The sequence below is a fragment of the Aeromicrobium sp. genome, from assembly GCF_037719875.1.
GTDB lineage: Bacteria > Actinomycetota > Actinomycetes > Propionibacteriales > Nocardioidaceae > Aeromicrobium.
Map to the genome: position 1 here is coordinate 109,524 of NZ_JBBJMJ010000007.1, position 14,648 is coordinate 124,171.

At 67.8% G+C, this 14,648-nt stretch carries 14 protein-coding genes; 6 read left to right on the forward strand and 8 right to left on the reverse strand.

The annotated features are described in order from the left end of the window. Nucleotides 1–49 precede the first annotated feature (49 nt). Nucleotides 50–592, forward strand: a complete 543-nt coding sequence (locus WKF39_RS09105) for a hypothetical protein (protein WP_340387562.1) — start codon at nt 50–52, stop codon at nt 590–592. Nucleotides 593–661: 69 nt separating this feature from the next. Here WKF39_RS09105 and WKF39_RS09110 read toward each other — a convergent pair whose 3' ends face one another. From WKF39_RS09110 to eccCa, 8 genes are all read right to left on the reverse strand, one after another. Continuing rightward, a complete protein-coding gene (locus WKF39_RS09110) occupies nt 662–2,167 on the reverse strand; it encodes an acetyl-CoA hydrolase/transferase family protein (protein WP_340387565.1) in 1,506 nt (501 codons plus the stop codon). 127 nt (nt 2,168–2,294) lie between these two features. Continuing rightward, entirely contained in the window at nt 2,295–4,157 is a 1,863-nt protein-coding gene (locus tag WKF39_RS09115; protein WP_340387567.1) for an acyl-CoA dehydrogenase, read from the reverse strand. 141 nt (nt 4,158–4,298) lie between these two features. Further along, a complete protein-coding gene (locus WKF39_RS09120; RefSeq protein ID WP_340387569.1) occupies nt 4,299–4,889 on the reverse strand; it encodes an HAD hydrolase-like protein in 591 nt (196 codons plus the stop codon). Nucleotides 4,890–4,964: 75 nt separating this feature from the next. Continuing rightward, complete coding sequence (locus WKF39_RS09125; protein ID WP_340387571.1) at nt 4,965–5,441, reverse strand: hypothetical protein; 477 nt, start codon at nt 5,439–5,441, stop codon at nt 4,965–4,967. A gap of 309 nt (nt 5,442–5,750) precedes the next feature. Beyond that, on the reverse strand, nt 5,751–6,077 hold the full coding sequence (locus tag WKF39_RS09130) for a hypothetical protein (RefSeq protein WP_340387572.1): 327 nt from the start codon (nt 6,075–6,077) through the stop codon (nt 5,751–5,753). Between the two features lie 39 nt (nt 6,078–6,116). Continuing rightward, nucleotides 6,117–6,422, reverse strand: coding sequence for a hypothetical protein (locus WKF39_RS09135; RefSeq protein WP_340387574.1), 306 nt, complete (start codon nt 6,420–6,422; stop codon nt 6,117–6,119). Between the two features lie 30 nt (nt 6,423–6,452). Next, nucleotides 6,453–6,812, reverse strand: coding sequence for a hypothetical protein (locus tag WKF39_RS09140; protein ID WP_340387576.1), 360 nt, complete (start codon nt 6,810–6,812; stop codon nt 6,453–6,455). Between the two features lie 99 nt (nt 6,813–6,911). Then, entirely contained in the window at nt 6,912–10,799 is a 3,888-nt protein-coding gene (gene eccCa / locus WKF39_RS09145) for a type VII secretion protein EccCa (RefSeq protein ID WP_340387637.1), read from the reverse strand. Here eccCa and WKF39_RS09150 point away from each other — a divergent pair. From WKF39_RS09150 to WKF39_RS09170, 5 genes are all read left to right on the forward strand, one after another. Beyond that, nucleotides 10,741–10,911, forward strand: coding sequence for a hypothetical protein (locus WKF39_RS09150; RefSeq protein WP_340387639.1), 171 nt, complete (start codon nt 10,741–10,743; stop codon nt 10,909–10,911). The two genes, eccCa and WKF39_RS09150, sit on opposite strands and share 59 nt — an antisense overlap. Before the next feature lie 92 nt (nt 10,912–11,003). Beyond that, on the forward strand, nt 11,004–12,359 hold the full coding sequence (eccD, locus tag WKF39_RS09155; RefSeq protein WP_340387578.1) for a type VII secretion integral membrane protein EccD: 1,356 nt from the start codon (nt 11,004–11,006) through the stop codon (nt 12,357–12,359). After that, nucleotides 12,359–13,510, forward strand: coding sequence for a hypothetical protein (locus WKF39_RS09160; RefSeq protein ID WP_340387580.1), 1,152 nt, complete (start codon nt 12,359–12,361; stop codon nt 13,508–13,510). The genes eccD and WKF39_RS09160 overlap by 1 nt, the downstream gene beginning before the upstream one ends. Then, on the forward strand, nt 13,507–13,839 hold the full coding sequence (locus tag WKF39_RS09165) for a hypothetical protein (protein ID WP_340387582.1): 333 nt from the start codon (nt 13,507–13,509) through the stop codon (nt 13,837–13,839). The genes WKF39_RS09160 and WKF39_RS09165 overlap by 4 nt, the downstream gene beginning before the upstream one ends. Before the next feature lie 135 nt (nt 13,840–13,974). After that, entirely contained in the window at nt 13,975–14,646 is a 672-nt protein-coding gene (locus WKF39_RS09170) for an SAF domain-containing protein (RefSeq protein WP_340387584.1), read from the forward strand. The last annotated feature ends 2 nt before the right edge of the window (nt 14,647–14,648 follow it).

The following is a 14,648-nucleotide window of genomic DNA, read 5'->3' on the forward strand; positions in this document are numbered from 1 at the left end:
CGTTCGGCGGTGATGCTGGAGCCATCGAACAACCACTCAAGGAGTCACCATGACCGCCACCCTGGCATCCAGCCACAGCCGAAACACCCCAGCCACGGCGGAGCGGGCGACTCCCTTGTCGTACGTCCTCGGCGTGACCCGACTCGCGATGGGCTGGACCTTCCTCTGGCCCTTCCTCGACAAGGCCTTCGGACTCGGCCACGAGACCGCCTCCGCCGATGCTTGGGTCAACGGCGGCAGCCCCACGGCCGGATTCCTCGGTAATGCTCCCAAGGGTCCGTTCGCGGACTTCTATCAGAGCTTCGCCGGAGCCGCATGGGCCGACTGGCTCTTCATGCTGGGTCTGCTCGGAATCGGTGTCGCGCTGATCCTGGGCGTGGCAACTCGTGCCGCCGCCGCCGCCGGCGCGCTACTCCTGGTCCTGATGTGGACGGCCGTCCTGCCCCCGGAGAACAACATCTTCCTCGATGATCACCTGATCTACGCCTTGATCCTCGCAGTGCTCGCACTCAGCGGTGCCGGTCACATGCTCGGGCTCGGAGCGATGTGGGACAAGCTGCCGATCGTGAAGCGCAACGCGGTCCTGCGCTGACCAGGCAGACAGGTCAGCAGGACCGATGAGATCCGGCACCTCCAGGGGGTGGCGGATCTCATCGCCGTGTCACATCTGTCCGGTGTCCAGGTAACGCTGGTGCCAGCTGAGCGCCTCGCCCAGCAGGTGCGGGGTGTGGCGGGCATGAGGATGCTCGGCCCAGGCTCTCGCGGCATAGTCGCTGAGCTTCTCGCGGAAGGCCGGGTGCGCGCACCTCCCGATGATGCGCTCAGCCCGAGCCCGCGGCGGCAGGCCCCGCAGGTCTGCCAGGCCGTGCTCGGTCACGACGATGTGGACGTCGTGCTCGGTGTGGTCGACGTGGCTGGCCATCGGCACGATCGTGGAGATCGCCCCACCCTTGGCGGTCGAGGGGGTGAGGAAGAAGTTGAGGTACGCGTTGCGGGCGAAGTCGCCGCTCCCGCCGATGCCGTTCATGATGGCGCTGCCCATGATGTGGGTCGAGTTGACGTTGCCGTAGATGTCGGCCTCGATCATCCCGTTCATCGCGATGACGCCGAGTCGGCGTACGAGCTCGGGGTGGTTCGAGATCTCCTCGCTGCGGAGCAGGATCCGGCCCTTGTAGCCGTCGATGTTCGACATGAATCGCTTGACCCCGAGGTCGGACAGGCCGAAAGATGTCGCCGACGCAGCGCGCAACGTGCCGCTGTCGAGCAGGTCGAGCATCCCGTCCTGGATCACCTCGGTGAACGCGACCAGATCCGTGAAGCCGCTGCTGTCGATACCGGCGAGCACAGCGTTTGCGACGTTGCCGACACCGGATTGCAGGGGGAGCAGCGACGGCGGCATGCGCCCGGCGGCGACCTCGCTCCGCAGGAAGTCCACGACGTGCCCGGCAATCGCCGCGGACGTGACATCGGGGGCAGTGAACGGCGCATTGCGGTCGGGGTGATTGGTCTCGACGACGGCGACGACCTTGTCACGGTCGACTTTGAGATAAGGCTCGCCGATGCGCTGCATCGGGTCGGTGAGCTGGATCGGCCGTCGGTCAGGTGGCAGGGCGGTGCCGTGGTAGATGTCGTGGAAGCCTTCGAGCTCGCGTGGCTGCCAGTGGTTGACCTCGAGGATCACCCGGTCGGCGCGGTCCAGCCAGGTCTTGTTGTTGCCGACCGAGCTGCTCGGGACCAGCAGCCCGTCGGGCAGGACCGCGGTGACCTCGACCACCGCGATGTCGAGATTGCCGTAGAAGCCGAACCACATGTGCTGTGCCGAGTGGCTGAGGTGCTCGTCGACGTAGTCGACCTCGCCGGAGTTGATCATGGCCCGCAGCGTGGGATCGCTGCTGTAGGGCAGGCGGGTCGAGATGCCATGCGCCTCGGCGAGCACGCCGTCGGCGTCGGGCGCGGTCGACGCTCCGGTCCAGAGGCCGATCTTGAACTCGTCACCGCGCTGGTGCGCCGCGTCCATGCGGCGTGCGAGAGCTGTCGGCACGAGCTTGGGATAGCCCGCACCGGTGAAGCCGCTGAGGCCGACGTTGTCACCAGGTCGGATCAGGAGTGCAGCGTCACCGGCCGTCATGATCCGTGAGCCCAGCACGGGGCAGTGGATGCGGGACATAGGTCAACGAGCCTAGGCCCGTTCGGCCGATCGTCACAGGGTCCAAGGTCCTGACGCGCACTGCGTGGAAGTCGACGAAGGCCCTCACCGTGTGGTGAGGGCCTTCGTCGCTTGAAGAGGTGAGCTGTCAGAACGCGGCTTCGTCGAGCTCCATGACCGAGTCGTCGATGTTCTCGGCGATGGCACGCTCGCCGGCGAGCTTGGGCAGCACGTTGCGCGCGAAGAACTGCGCTGCGGCGACCTTGCCCTCATAGAAGCTCTTGTCGGCCGAGGAGACCTCGCCGCCGAGCTTCTCCAGCGCGACGTCCGCGCCGCGCAGCAGCAGCCACGCAACGGTCAGGTCACCGAGGACGTAGACGAGGCGAGTCGTGTTGAGACCGACCTTGTAGATGTTCTTGAGGTCGCCCTTCTCGTCAGCCGGGTTCGAGGCCATCAGATCCTCGAACAGCGCACCGATGATCGCGGTGGCATCCTCGAGACCCGTGGCGAGCAGCTCGCGCTCGACCTTGAGTCGGCCGTTGCCGGCCTCGCTCTCGGCGAACTCCTTGACCTGCTCGGAGAGGTAGCCGAGCGCAGCGCCCTTGTTCTTGACGATCTTGCGGAAGAACAGGTCTTGGCCCTGGATCGCCGTGGTGCCCTCGTACAGCGTGTCGATCTTGGCATCGCGGACGTACTGCTCGATCGGATAGTCCTGCAGGAAGCCCGATCCACCGAAGGTCTGCAGCGACTCGGTGCCGAGCATGACCCACGAGCGCTCCGAGCCGTAGCCCTTGACCAGTGGCAGCAGGAGGTCGTTGATCGCCTCGGACAACGACGCGTCCTCACCGGCCGCTTCCTTGATCATGACGTCGTCCTGCCACGTCGAGGTGTAGATCATGAGCGAGCGCAGGCCCTCGGCATATGACTTCTGCGTCAGCAGCGAGCGCCGCACATCGGGGTGGTGGGTGATCGTGACGCGGGGAGCGGACTTGTCCGAAGCCTGCGTGAGATCGGCGCCCTGGACCCGCTCCTTGGCGTAGTCGAGGGCGTTGAGATAACCGGTCGACAGCGTCGCGATGGCCTTGGCGCCGACGAACATACGGGCGTTCTCGATGACACGGAACATCTGGTTGATGCCGTCGTGCACCTCGCCGAGGAGCCAGCCCTGGGCCGGCGCGCCGTCACCGAAGGTGACCTCGCACGTCGTGGAGACCTTGATGCCCATCTTCTTCTCGACGTTGGTGACATAGGCGCCGTTGCGCTCGCCGGTCAGCTCGCCGGTCTCGTGGTCGAAGTGGAACTTCGGCACGAGGAAAAGGCTGAGCCCCTTGGTTCCGGGCCCGCCGACTCCCTCGACGCCCACCGGGCGGGCGAGGACGAGATGCATGATGTTGTCGGACATGTCGTGCTCGGCCGAGGTGATGAAGCGCTTGACGCCCTCGATGTTCCACGAGCCGTCCTCGTTGGGGATTGCCTTGGTACGGCCCGCACCGACGTCCGAGCCCGCGTCGGGCTCGGTCAGGACCATCGTGGCGCCCCAAGCGCGGTCGACCATGTGCCGGGCGATCTTCTTGTCCCTCTCGATGCCGTTCTCGAAGACGATGCGGGCGAACGCGGGTCCACAGGCATACATCCAGATCGGCGGGTTGGCGCCGAGCACGAACTCAGCGCTGCTCCAGATCAGCGAGGCGGGAGCGACCTGGCCGCCGAGCTCTTCGGGGATCTGCAGACGCCACCACTCGGCGTCCATCCAGGTCTTGTACGACTTCGCGAACGCCGGGTTCATCGTCACGGTCTTCTCGGCCGGGTCGTAGACCGGCGGGTTGCGGTCGGAGTCGTCGAACGAGGCCGCGAGGTCCTCGCGGGCGATGCGCTCGATCTCGGTGAGGATGCTCTTCGCGGTGTCGGTGTCGACCTCTTCGAAGGGCCCGGTGCCGAGGATGTCCTGACGGTTGAAGAGCTCGAACAAGTTGAACTCGACGTCACGGAGGTTGCTCTTGTAGTGGCTCATGCCAGCATTCCTTTGAGGGGTGTGCGCTGCGATCGGCAGCATTCCTACTGGTTAGTAACTTAAGTATCCGCCTGAGCGGTCGCGATTACAAGCCACATGGCGATTGTCGGCCTGTCAGCGTGGTCACACAGTTTGCGCAGGTCAGCGTGGGTCGAGCCAGCGCGGGAAGTCCTCGAGGGTCGAGAGCACGACCTCGGCGCCGGCCTGTCGGAGCTCGTCCGCGGTGCACGGGCCGGTCGTGACGGCGACCCCGGTCGCGCTTGCGAGTCGGGCGGCCTCCATGTCGTGCACGTGGTCTCCGACGTACGTCGTGGCGTCCTGCTCGCTCAGCACCGCGGCCTTGCCCTCGCGCCAGGCCCGGCCGAAGACCTCGTCGATCGCCAGCCCGAGATGGTCGACATGGAGCTGGGCACTCGGACCATTCTTGGCCGTGATGAGGATCGTCCGGCCGCGCTTCTGCGCGGCCTCGAGCGCGTCGTGGGCACCCGGCAAGACGGTGATGAGCGGAAGGGCGATGTCGGGATAGATCGCCCGGTAGTGGTCGGCCCAGCGTGGCACCTCGGCCTCCGGCATCCACTGGGCGAGCTCCCTCTCGACCGGCGGCCCGAGGCGCGAGACCACGAGATCGGTGTCGATCGGGATTCCGGAATCGATGACGAGCTGGTCGTAGACCGCCTTGATGCCGGGGCGTGAGTCGATCAGGGTCATGTCGAGGTCGAAGCCGGTGGTCACGCCTCGACCCTAGCGACGAGACGCGCCGAGCCATGCCTAGCGCTGTGGCCTGACTGCCCGAGCCGGCCCTTGGCCCTACTTCTTGTCGTAGGTGGTGAGGTTCTCGTCTGCGCTCAACGCGATCTTCTCGCCGATCTCGACCCGCTGGTTGTGGGTGGAGCCGGACCACTTGTAGGCGACGACCCGGATGATGCGGTCACCGCGGAGCACCTCGACGCTGCTGCCGGGGTTGTACAGGCCGGAGTCGTAGTCGCAGGTGTATCCGTAGCCTGGATCGTCGGTGTAGCGCAGGTCGCAGCCTGCCTTCTCGGCTTCCTGCTTCAGCCGCTTGCGCCAGAAGTCAGCGCTGTCCACGACTTCGCCGATCCGGACCTGGACAATCGGGCGCGACCCATCCGCTGGAGCGATGCTGCAGCTGGCCGGCCGAACGGCGCGCGCCTTGAGGGAGACGGCGCCTTCGCCTGTGGTCCTCAGCTCGCCCGGGCCCACAACCTGTGCCACGAGCTCGGGGTCGACGAGGCCGCAGACTGGCTGGTCGGTGGAGGTCTTCATCGGTTCGTCCTCTCCTTCGCAGGCGGAGAGGGTCGTGAAGATCATGGCGATCGCGATCCACGCCAGCGATCGAGCTGGCATCACGTGTTGAGCTCTCGATCAGGTCCGTCCCGGGCCGGCTGGGTGATCGACTCCACGTACCGCGAATCGATGCGACCGGCTTCGGCCTGACGCATCCGGGGGTCACGGGCCCCTGCGGCGTTCTTCGTCGAGGACGGCGCAGCGATGATCGAACCCCCAAGACGGATCGGCCTGATGAAGACGAAGGATCCCGGAGATCGGCTGCCGGGATCCTTCGAGGGTCGTGCGTCAGATCTGGCGGTTGATTCGGCCGCTGATCTCGGTGTTGGGCGCGATGGCGGTCTGTACGTCCGCGGCGGCTTCCTCGTCGCTGGAGCGGGCCGTTGACGCCACGTTGGAGACGTTGTCCCCGGCGTTCTCCAGCTGGTTGCCCAACTTGTTGGAGTCGTCGACGACTCCCGTGACGAATTGCGACATCGCGGACTTGACCATCGAGTGGCCGACCAGACCGGACGCCGAGTCGAGGCCCGTGCTGATGCCTCGAGCGGCCGCCTTCCCACCGCCAGAACGGCCAGCGATGGTGCGACCGGTCGCGTGAAGGTTGTCCACCTCCACGCCGGTGACGTTAGAAGATCCCTCGCCCATGTCGACGACCTACTGGATCGTGTTGAACGACTTGCTAGCCGCGTTGCGTACGTTCGAGATGAACTCGTCGGCGTTTTCTGAGGTCTTGCTCGACAGCCGGTTCACGTTGTTGTCGATGTCGGTCGTGTGACGACCCGAGGTCGTGCGGACACGCTCCTGGTCCTCGGAGCCGACGCCGTTCTCCATCTGGTTCTGGAGGGTCGCCTGACGACGGTCCACGTCATCGTTCTGGCCCCGGAACGAACCCATGTTGCCGCGAGTGTCGTCGGTGTGCTGCTGGACGGATGCACGGTCGACGCGAAGTTGGTCACCCATGATGTTCTCCTCAGTCTCTCGGTAGGGGTCTTAGGCCCGGTTGATCTTGGAATGGAGGTCGCTGGCGTGGGACTCCACGGTGGTGGACTCCGAGCCCTGGCTCGATGCGGCTTCGTCCTCGTGCCCGGCCGTGGTGCGGACGTAGCGTGCGCCGCCTTCGGCGTTGGCCGTGTGCATCAGCGATGCGGCCTGCAGGCTGTTGGCGGCCGCCGTCGACCCGTTGCCGGCCTGCGTCGCGAACGAACCCTTGTTGGTGCCGGCGAGGTCTGCGGTGGCACCGTGCTGCTTCTTGGCGAGGCCGTGGACGTTCTCGCCCGAGTTGGCGACGTCCTTGTGGCCCTGGACGGCACCTTCGTAACCGTCGGACAGTGATACGCGATCTGCTGCCATGTCATCCCCCTAGTGGAATACGTCAGGAATCCCACCGTACGACACTTCGGGACAGAGTGAAACAGGTATCGCCGCCGCCCGAGGGGTCGGGAGGACGACTCAGTCCTCGGCAGGGTCGGGAACGATGGCGGTCTGGACCAAGGAAGTGGCGCCGTCCCGGGTCACATACATGGCCCGGCCACGCGGGAGTCGCTGCGACGGGTGGCCGCCGATCAGGCGCCCTTCCATGCGGTCACCGGAGAACATGAAGCCGGGTGCGCTGAGGTCGATCAGGCGCTGGATGATCGGCTCGAACACGGCTCGGCTCATGCCACCCGTACGGCGAGCGAGCACGAGGTGGAAGCCCAGGTCACGGCCCTGCGGCAGGAGGTCGAGCAGAGGCGTCAGCGGGTCACCCTGTGACGTCGAGACGAGGTCGTAGTCGTCGACGATCACGAACACCTCGAGCCCGTTCCACCAGGACCGGTTGCGGAGCTCAGCCGAGGTGACGTCCGGACCGGGCACCCGTGCGTTGATCGCTCCCGCCACGTCGCGCGCCATCTGGGCGGCCTGCTCCTGGCTGGTCGAGTACGTGAGGAGATAGTCCTCCGGCACGACGTCGAGCAGGGACCGGCGAAAGTCGACGACGGCGAACCCGATCTCGTCGGAGGTGCGGCTGGCGATCAGGTTGCGGATCAGGAGCTTGAGCAGGTTGGACTTGCCGGTCTCACCGTCGCCGTAGACCTGCAGGTGCGGATCGGCGCCGAAGACCTCGATCTCGGCCGGTCCGAGGTTGATCTCCGACAGGCCCACCAGCACGCCCTTGTCGCCCAGCTGGATCGGCGGGAGGTCGGAGAGCTCGACCCGACGCGGCAGCACCTCGACGCGGGTGACCGACCGGTCGCCCCACTTGGCGACGATCGCCTCGATCAGCGCCTTCTGGTCGTCGTCGCCGATCGGCTCGTCATCGTCCTCCGGCACGGACATCACGGGCAGTGCGGCCTGGAAGATGTTGGCGGACTTGCGGGTGCCGGTGATGCCCCGGCCGGTCGCCTCCTTGCCGATCTGCTCCATCGCACTGCGCTCGAACTCGGAGTCGTAGGCGTCGTTGAGACGCAGCTCCAGACGCCCGCCCATCGAGCCCTGCATCCGCATGCGTACCTGCATCGCCTGAGTCACGGTGATGACGACATGGACACCGAAGTTGGTGCCACGGGCCGCGATGTCGGCGATCGCGTAGTCGAGGTCGTCGTACTCGTCGCGGAAGGTTCCCCACCCGTCGATGACGAGGAAGATGTCACCGTGCTCGGCGTCGGGCACGTCGCCGGCCACCCGGGCGCGCCGATAGGCCGCCATGGAGTCCCAACCGTGCTCACGGAACATCGCCTCGCGCTGGTTGAGCGCCGAACGCACGTCATTGACTGTGCGGCTGATCTTCTCCGGGTCGACCCGCGACGTGACTGACGCGACGTGCGGGACGCCTTGGAGCGCGCCGAGGGAGCCACCGCCGTAGTCGATGCAGTAGAACGCGACGTCCCCGGGCGCGTAGGTCATCGCCATGGACAAGATCATGGTGCGGAGCAGCGTGGACTTGCCGGTCTGCGGCGAACCCGTGACGACCAGGTTGGCCCCGCCGCCGGTGAAGTCCCATTCGAGCGGGAACTGGTCCTGGTGCTTGGGGTCGTCGACGAGACCGAGAACCGCCGAGCACGTCGTGGCCGGGCTCGCGGTGTCGATCGAACAGATGTCGCCGAGCGGGAGGCGGGCCGGGAGCGGATCGAGCCACACCGGGCGGACCTGCGCTGCGCCGGCCTCGGCGATCTGGTCGCAGATCACGTCGAGGACGCTGCGCCCGGTGGAGCTGACACCCTGGACGAGCTGCTCGGCACCGCCCTGTGCCGCGGCGGCCTGCTCGGCGAGCCACGCACCGAGGCCGTTGACCGCGACGTAGGGGACGACCGGCACCGAGGTCTTGGGGCCGTCGCTCGGCGGGACGTAAGGGGACGAGACGAGCGCGGCCTTGAACCGGTCGAAGACCGTCGTGTCGACCTTGAGGTAGCCCGACCCGGGCTCGGGCGGCAGGTGGAACGCGTCCGGCACGCCGATCGTGTCGCGGCTCTCGCTCTCGGAGAACGTACGCAGGCTGATGCGATAGGACAGATGTGACTCGAGCCCGCGGATCTTGCCCATCTCGAGCTTCTGGGTCGCGAGCAGCAGGTGGACCCCGATCGAGCGGCCGATGCGCCCGATTGCGACGAACATCTCGGCGAAGTCCGGCTTGGCGGTGAGGAGCTCGGAGAACTCGTCGACGATCACGAGGAGGTGGGGCAGCGGCTCGAGGTCCTCGCCGGCGTCGATGCGGTCCTGGTACGCCGTGACGTTCGGCAGGTTGCCGGCCTGCTTGAGGATCTCCTGGCGCCGCTGCATCTCGCCGTAGAGGGCGTCGCGCATGCGGTCGACCAGCGTCAGGTCGTCCTGCAGGTTGGTGATCATGCCGGCGATGTGGGGGATGTGCTCCATCGAGGCGAAGGTGGCGCCGCCCTTGAAGTCGACCAGCATGAGGGCCAGTCGGTCAGGCCCGTGGGCGATGACGAGGGAGCTGACGAGCGTGCGCAACATCTCGGACTTGCCCGATCCGGTCGCGCCCACGACCAGCCCGTGCGGACCCATGCCGCCGTGTGCGGACTCCTTGAGGTCGAGCATCACGGTGTTGCCGGTGGCGCCGACGCCGATGGGGACGCGGAGCAGGTCGCGCATGGCTCGGGGTCGCCACGACCGCTCGAGGCCCAGTCGGGCCGGATCGCCGACACCGAGGATCTCGGGCAGGCCGACGGTGTCGGTGAGCCCGTCCTCGCCGACGTCCTCGACCGTGAGCCGCAGCGATGACAGGACCCGGGCGATGGTGGGAGCAACGCCCTGCGGGGGTATGTCCAGCGTGAACCGGTCGGCCCGGGAGCTGAGGGCAACAGAGCCGTCCTCACCGAGCTCGACCCGCTCGCTGATCGTCTCGGGCTCCTGCCGCGCGGAGTCGAGCAGGGAGATCACGTGGACACCGAGATCCGCGAGCGGCACCTGCAGGTCGGGTGAGCTGAGGTGTTGACCGGGCTGGAGCCCGTCGCCGTCGATGATCACCACGAGGTGTGTCGCCGGTGCGGCAGCACCCCCCCGTGAACGCTGGGCGCGATCCAGCCGAGCCTCCAGATCGGGGGCGAGGAGCTCGGCCATGGCGAGCACGTCCGGTGCGATGCGGCGAGCCGGCAGGTCCCCGTCGAGCACCTGGGTCGACTGGGTGTGGGGCAGCCACTTCATCCAGTCCCACTCGGCGGCGGTGTCATCGGAGCGCACGAGCGCGATCTCCAGATCATTGGGGCTGTGGAGGGTCGCCAGCTGGAGGACCAAGTTGGTGGCCAGGGCGCGGCGGTGCATGGGGCGGCCGATGACGCTCATCTGCCCGAGCGCGGACAGGTTGAGCGTGATGGGCTGTCCGCGGAGCGAGGCGTAGCGCTCGGTGAGCTCCTGGGCGGCCTGCAGGCACACGGGGTCGAAGTCGTTCAACGGCCCGGTGTCGGCGTCCAGTGTCAGGCCGGAGGCCAGGGGCACCTCGCCAGTGCCCAGCCGGACCGACAGGAAGTCCAGGTGCGACGGTCGGCGCTCCCACCGCCGCGTGTCGTCGCGGCAGATGTCGAGGAGCTCGTCGGTGCGGGGATGGCGCCACGCCTGCTCGGCCCGCTGGCTCGCGATCTGGTCACGGGCCGTGTGGCGCAGGGCCTCGATGTAGTCGAGATACCGCTCCCGGCCCTCGCGCACCTGACGCTTGGTGCCGCTGCGTTGGCTGATCATCATGACGACGCCGATGGCGATCGAGCCGATCAGGGCCAGTAGAGCTGCAACCGCCACGATCGGCCGGCCGCGCTGGGTGATGGCAATCGTCACGGACCCGGTGCCGCTCATGATCGGCATCATCATCATGCTTGCGCCCGCCATGGGTGGCGCGGCCTGCCCCCGCATCGGCGGCGCCTCGATCGACAGTGGCTCGGACCGGGTGCTCGGCGGCTCGATTCGTGCCGGGCGTTTCACCAGTGCGGTCGTCATGGGTCCCCGGTTCGGTCATCGGATGTGAGGTCGCGTGGGTCAACGATATGCTCGCAACCTCGATCAGGGGCCGCAAGGTGCAGTCGCCCGGTCGAGAGTGACGTCGAGGGGGTCCACTGCGTGCTGACTGCATACAGCCGAGTCACCGTGGTGACGGCCGATCGCACGATCGATCTGGCGCTGCCCAACGCGCTGCCGTTGTCCGACGTGCTGCCGCAGGTGATGCGCTATGCGGCACCCGATTCGGCCGACGGCTCACCCACGAGCTGGACCCTCGCGCACCTGGGCGGCACCTCGCTCTCGCTGGCGCAGACGCTTGGCGACGCGGGCGTGCTCGACGGCGACGTGCTGGAGCTCCGCGCCCAGAGCGATGAGGTTCGTCCGGCCACGGTCGAGGACGTACGCGACACGGTCGAGGACAGCGTCGACGCCTCCGGCGGAGTGTGGTCGACCCGGACGACCGGATCGTTCACGATCATCGCCGGTGCCGGTGTCCTGACGGCCCTCGGCCTGGTCTCGTGGATCGCGGGGCAGGTCGACGACGGCAACCGGATCGCCGACGTCAACTCCCCGGCAGCGACACTCTTCGCGACGGCCGCGTTGCTCTTCGTGACCTGGTGGGCTGCGCGGTTCGCCCGTGTCGTGGACGCCCAGGTCGCCGCCGCGGGGGCGATGGTGTGGGCGGCGTTGTTCGGATCCGTCGTCGGCGACCGCGCCGGCGCCGACACGTGGCAGATTCTGGGCCTGAGCGTCGTCGTGGTGGCCTTCGCTGCCGGTGCCGCCCGGCTCCTCACGCCGGCCGCGACGGGGCACCTCGCGGTCGCAGCGGTACTCCTGGCCTCCGGGCTGAGCTTTGCCGCGGTGGGGTGGAGCGATCTCCCGAAGGACCAGTTCCGCCGTATCCTTCCCGTCATCATGCTGATGGTCGTGGGATCCATCCCGCTCATCTCGCTGTCAGTCGGCGGGCTGGCCAGTGCCGACTACCGCGTGCGGCACGTGGGCAGGCTCGACCTCACCGCCCTGCGCTCGCGCTACCGCGCCAGCAACGCGGTCCTCGTGGGCTGCCTCACCGGGATCTCGTTGGTGATCTTCTGGGGAGGGACAACGCTCGATCTGGCGGGCAGCCCGTGGGACCGGACCCTCGCGCTGAGCCTTGCCGTGGCGGCGATCCTCAGGTCGCGACTGTTCTCCCGGACGCCTCACATGCTCCCGCTGCGGGTGGCCGGGCTCGGCGTCCTGACCTTCGCCATGGTGCGCTTCGGCGTGGAGGAGGAGTCGACCGCCCCGTGGCTCGTGGTGGCTGTGGCCGTGGTCCTGCTGGCTGCAATAGCACTGTCATCACTGCAGATGTCCGACATCACCCGGGCCCGGGTCAAACGCTGGCTCAACATCGTGGAGTTCCTGGTGGTCGTCAACGTGTTCGTCCTGCTGTTCGGTGCCCTCGGCGTCTATTCCAAGATCGGGGGGATCTTTTGATGGCCGATGACATCGACGACGACCAGGACAAGCCGGACCAGTCCTTGCGTGACCGCAGGCAGGCGCAGAGCGCGGCCGGTGACCTTTCCCGTATGGGCATCGACCCACGCAGCCTCGGCCTCGGTGAGCCCGTCGCACCGTCGCGTCCCACGAGCGAGCCGGACGAGGAGCCCGACGGCCCGCAGGCGCGGGTGCTTCCCTTGCGGCCCGAGTATCAGAGCGCCCCTGCACCTAGGCCGTTCACCGAAACCGCCCCGCCGCCCGAAGCCGAGGAACCACCCTCCGCCGCGGAGCAGATGCTGGGCCGCCCGGGGGCACCCGCGCCGGCCCCCCGACAGGCCTCCAGACTGCTGCGCACCGTCGCACGAGGCATGGTCACGCCGGACGCCGCCGTGACCGTGCAGGGAGAACGTCAGTCCATCGATGCGGTCCGCCAGAGACAGACCGACCGGCGGATCATCGCCTTCATCGCCGGCAAGGGTGGGGTGGGCTGCACGACAGTCGCTGTCGGTGTCGGCACGGCTTTCATGGCGATGCGGGAGGACCGCTCGGTCGTCGTGGACGTGCAGCAGGGCACTCCATCACTGGGCGAGACGTTCGGGGCCTCAGCGCCGAGGTCGGTCTCCTCACTGCTCGCGGAGACCGAAGCGAGCACACCGCCGACAGCAGACAGTGGGCTCGGCATGGTCGACGGCTCGGGGTGGGACCAGGGCCTGGGTCGCGGAGACGTCGCCGGGGTGCTCGATCGGCTCAGGGCCGATCACACCTTCAACCTGCTCGATGTCGGTGATGACGCTGGAGAAGCGGGCCACGCAGCTCTGGCACGCGCCGACCAGGCCGTCATCGTGACGGGTCCCGGTGAGCTCGGGATCGCTGCGCTGCGTGCGGCGGTGGAACGCCTGAGGCTCGCCAACCCCCGGGCCGCGGCCCAGGCCGTGCACGTCGTGGTGTGCCAGCACGAGCAGTCGCACCGCGATGCCCAGCGCGAGCTGAGTCAGGGAGCGCTCGCCGGAGCGACGGTCGTCGTCGTGCCGCCGGATCCCTACCTCCAGAGCGGCCACGCATACGATCCCGCGCAGGTCGCTCCCGCGACGCGTGAGGCGCTCCTGCGGGTCGCTGGTGCCGTCGCTGTGAGAGGAGTGCGCCCATGAGTCAGCACGGCAGCGACGAGCATCGGCCTCCGCCGGTCGGTCCTCGGACGGCGATGCAGAACACGCCCAACTCCGAGCGCTATGTGCTCGAGGCTGATGCGATGCGCCGCCGCCAGCTGCGCTCTGCCCTGCTGCACGGCAGTCGGCGCACGTGGCGTGAGCACACCAAGATCTGGCCGGCCGTGGTTGTCGGCCTGATCGTCGTCGCGGTGATCGTGGCAGGTCTCGCGGTGGTGCAGGCGTTCCAGAAGACCGAGGAGAACGAGAAGAAGGAGCAGCAGAAGCAAGACCGGCCGGCGAGCTCCGCGCCGGCGTCACCGGGCCCATAGCCCGATCGCCGAACCCCTGACCGCACCATCGGGCACCGAGTCTCGGCCCGTGTACCGTTTGTGCCAGATCCACGTCGGGGGACGGATCCCCCTCGAGGATGACCCGAGATCTTGCTCCCCGAGAGGTTGCACCATATGGCCAAATCGACCGCGAACCAGGCCACGGCCTCGCGGCTTCCATCGACACGGGAGTCCCGACCGGCGCTGATCGGTCTGGCCATCCTCCTGATCTTCGGCGGCGCCCTGGCTTCGGCCTGGTTGGCGATCCAGTCGGGTGACCGGTCCTACTTCGTGCAGGTCAACAGCGAGGTCGCCCAGGGCGCCACGATCTCCCAGGACGATCTCACCCGCGTGAGCCTGCCCGAAGGTTTCGAGGGTGGCATCCCGTCATCGGAGTCGGACAGCGTCGTCGGCAAGGCCGCCGGGGCCCGGCTGCTCCCCGGAACCGTGTTGATGCGCACGATGATCTCCGGCAAGTCGGGCGTCGAGGCGAACCAGACCCAGCTCACCGTGGCGGTCGACTCGTCGCCGTTCATCCGCGGGCTCCAGTCGGGGGCCCAGCTGGCGCTCGACGTCGGCACCTCCGATGGCGGAGAGCGCCAGACCGTCTATGCCGAGCTGGTCTCGGTGGGCGACGAGCAGAGCGGTTCGATCGGCGGCTCGGGCAGCGGCGAGACCTCGATCGTCGTGTCGATCGACATCTCGTGCCTCTCGACGGTCTCCCAGGGGATCGAGGACTCTGCGGTCACTCCGGCCCTCATCGGTGGGTCCGACAGCAGCGCCATCGCGAAGACCTGCGGGTCCTGAGC

Coding starts and splice junctions, on each gene's coding strand:
- WKF39_RS09105 (WP_340387562.1), top strand. CDS start 50: ATGACCGCCACCCTGGCATCCAGCCACAGCCGAAACACCCCAGCCACG.
- WKF39_RS09110 (WP_340387565.1), bottom strand. CDS start 2,167: ATGTCCCGCATCCACTGCCCCGTGCTGGGCTCACGGATCATGACGGCC.
- WKF39_RS09170 (WP_340387584.1), top strand. CDS start 13,975: ATGGCCAAATCGACCGCGAACCAGGCCACGGCCTCGCGGCTTCCATCG.
- WKF39_RS09150 (WP_340387639.1), top strand. CDS start 10,741: ATGATCGGCATCATCATCATGCTTGCGCCCGCCATGGGTGGCGCGGCC.
- WKF39_RS09160 (WP_340387580.1), top strand. CDS start 12,359: ATGGCCGATGACATCGACGACGACCAGGACAAGCCGGACCAGTCCTTG.
- WKF39_RS09125 (WP_340387571.1), bottom strand. CDS start 5,441: ATGAAGACCTCCACCGACCAGCCAGTCTGCGGCCTCGTCGACCCCGAG.
- WKF39_RS09140 (WP_340387576.1), bottom strand. CDS start 6,812: ATGGCAGCAGATCGCGTATCACTGTCCGACGGTTACGAAGGTGCCGTC.
- WKF39_RS09135 (WP_340387574.1), bottom strand. CDS start 6,422: ATGGGTGACCAACTTCGCGTCGACCGTGCATCCGTCCAGCAGCACACC.
- WKF39_RS09115 (WP_340387567.1), bottom strand. CDS start 4,157: ATGAGCCACTACAAGAGCAACCTCCGTGACGTCGAGTTCAACTTGTTC.
- eccCa (WP_340387637.1), bottom strand. CDS start 10,799: ATGCGGGGGCAGGCCGCGCCACCCATGGCGGGCGCAAGCATGATGATG.
- WKF39_RS09165 (WP_340387582.1), top strand. CDS start 13,507: ATGAGTCAGCACGGCAGCGACGAGCATCGGCCTCCGCCGGTCGGTCCT.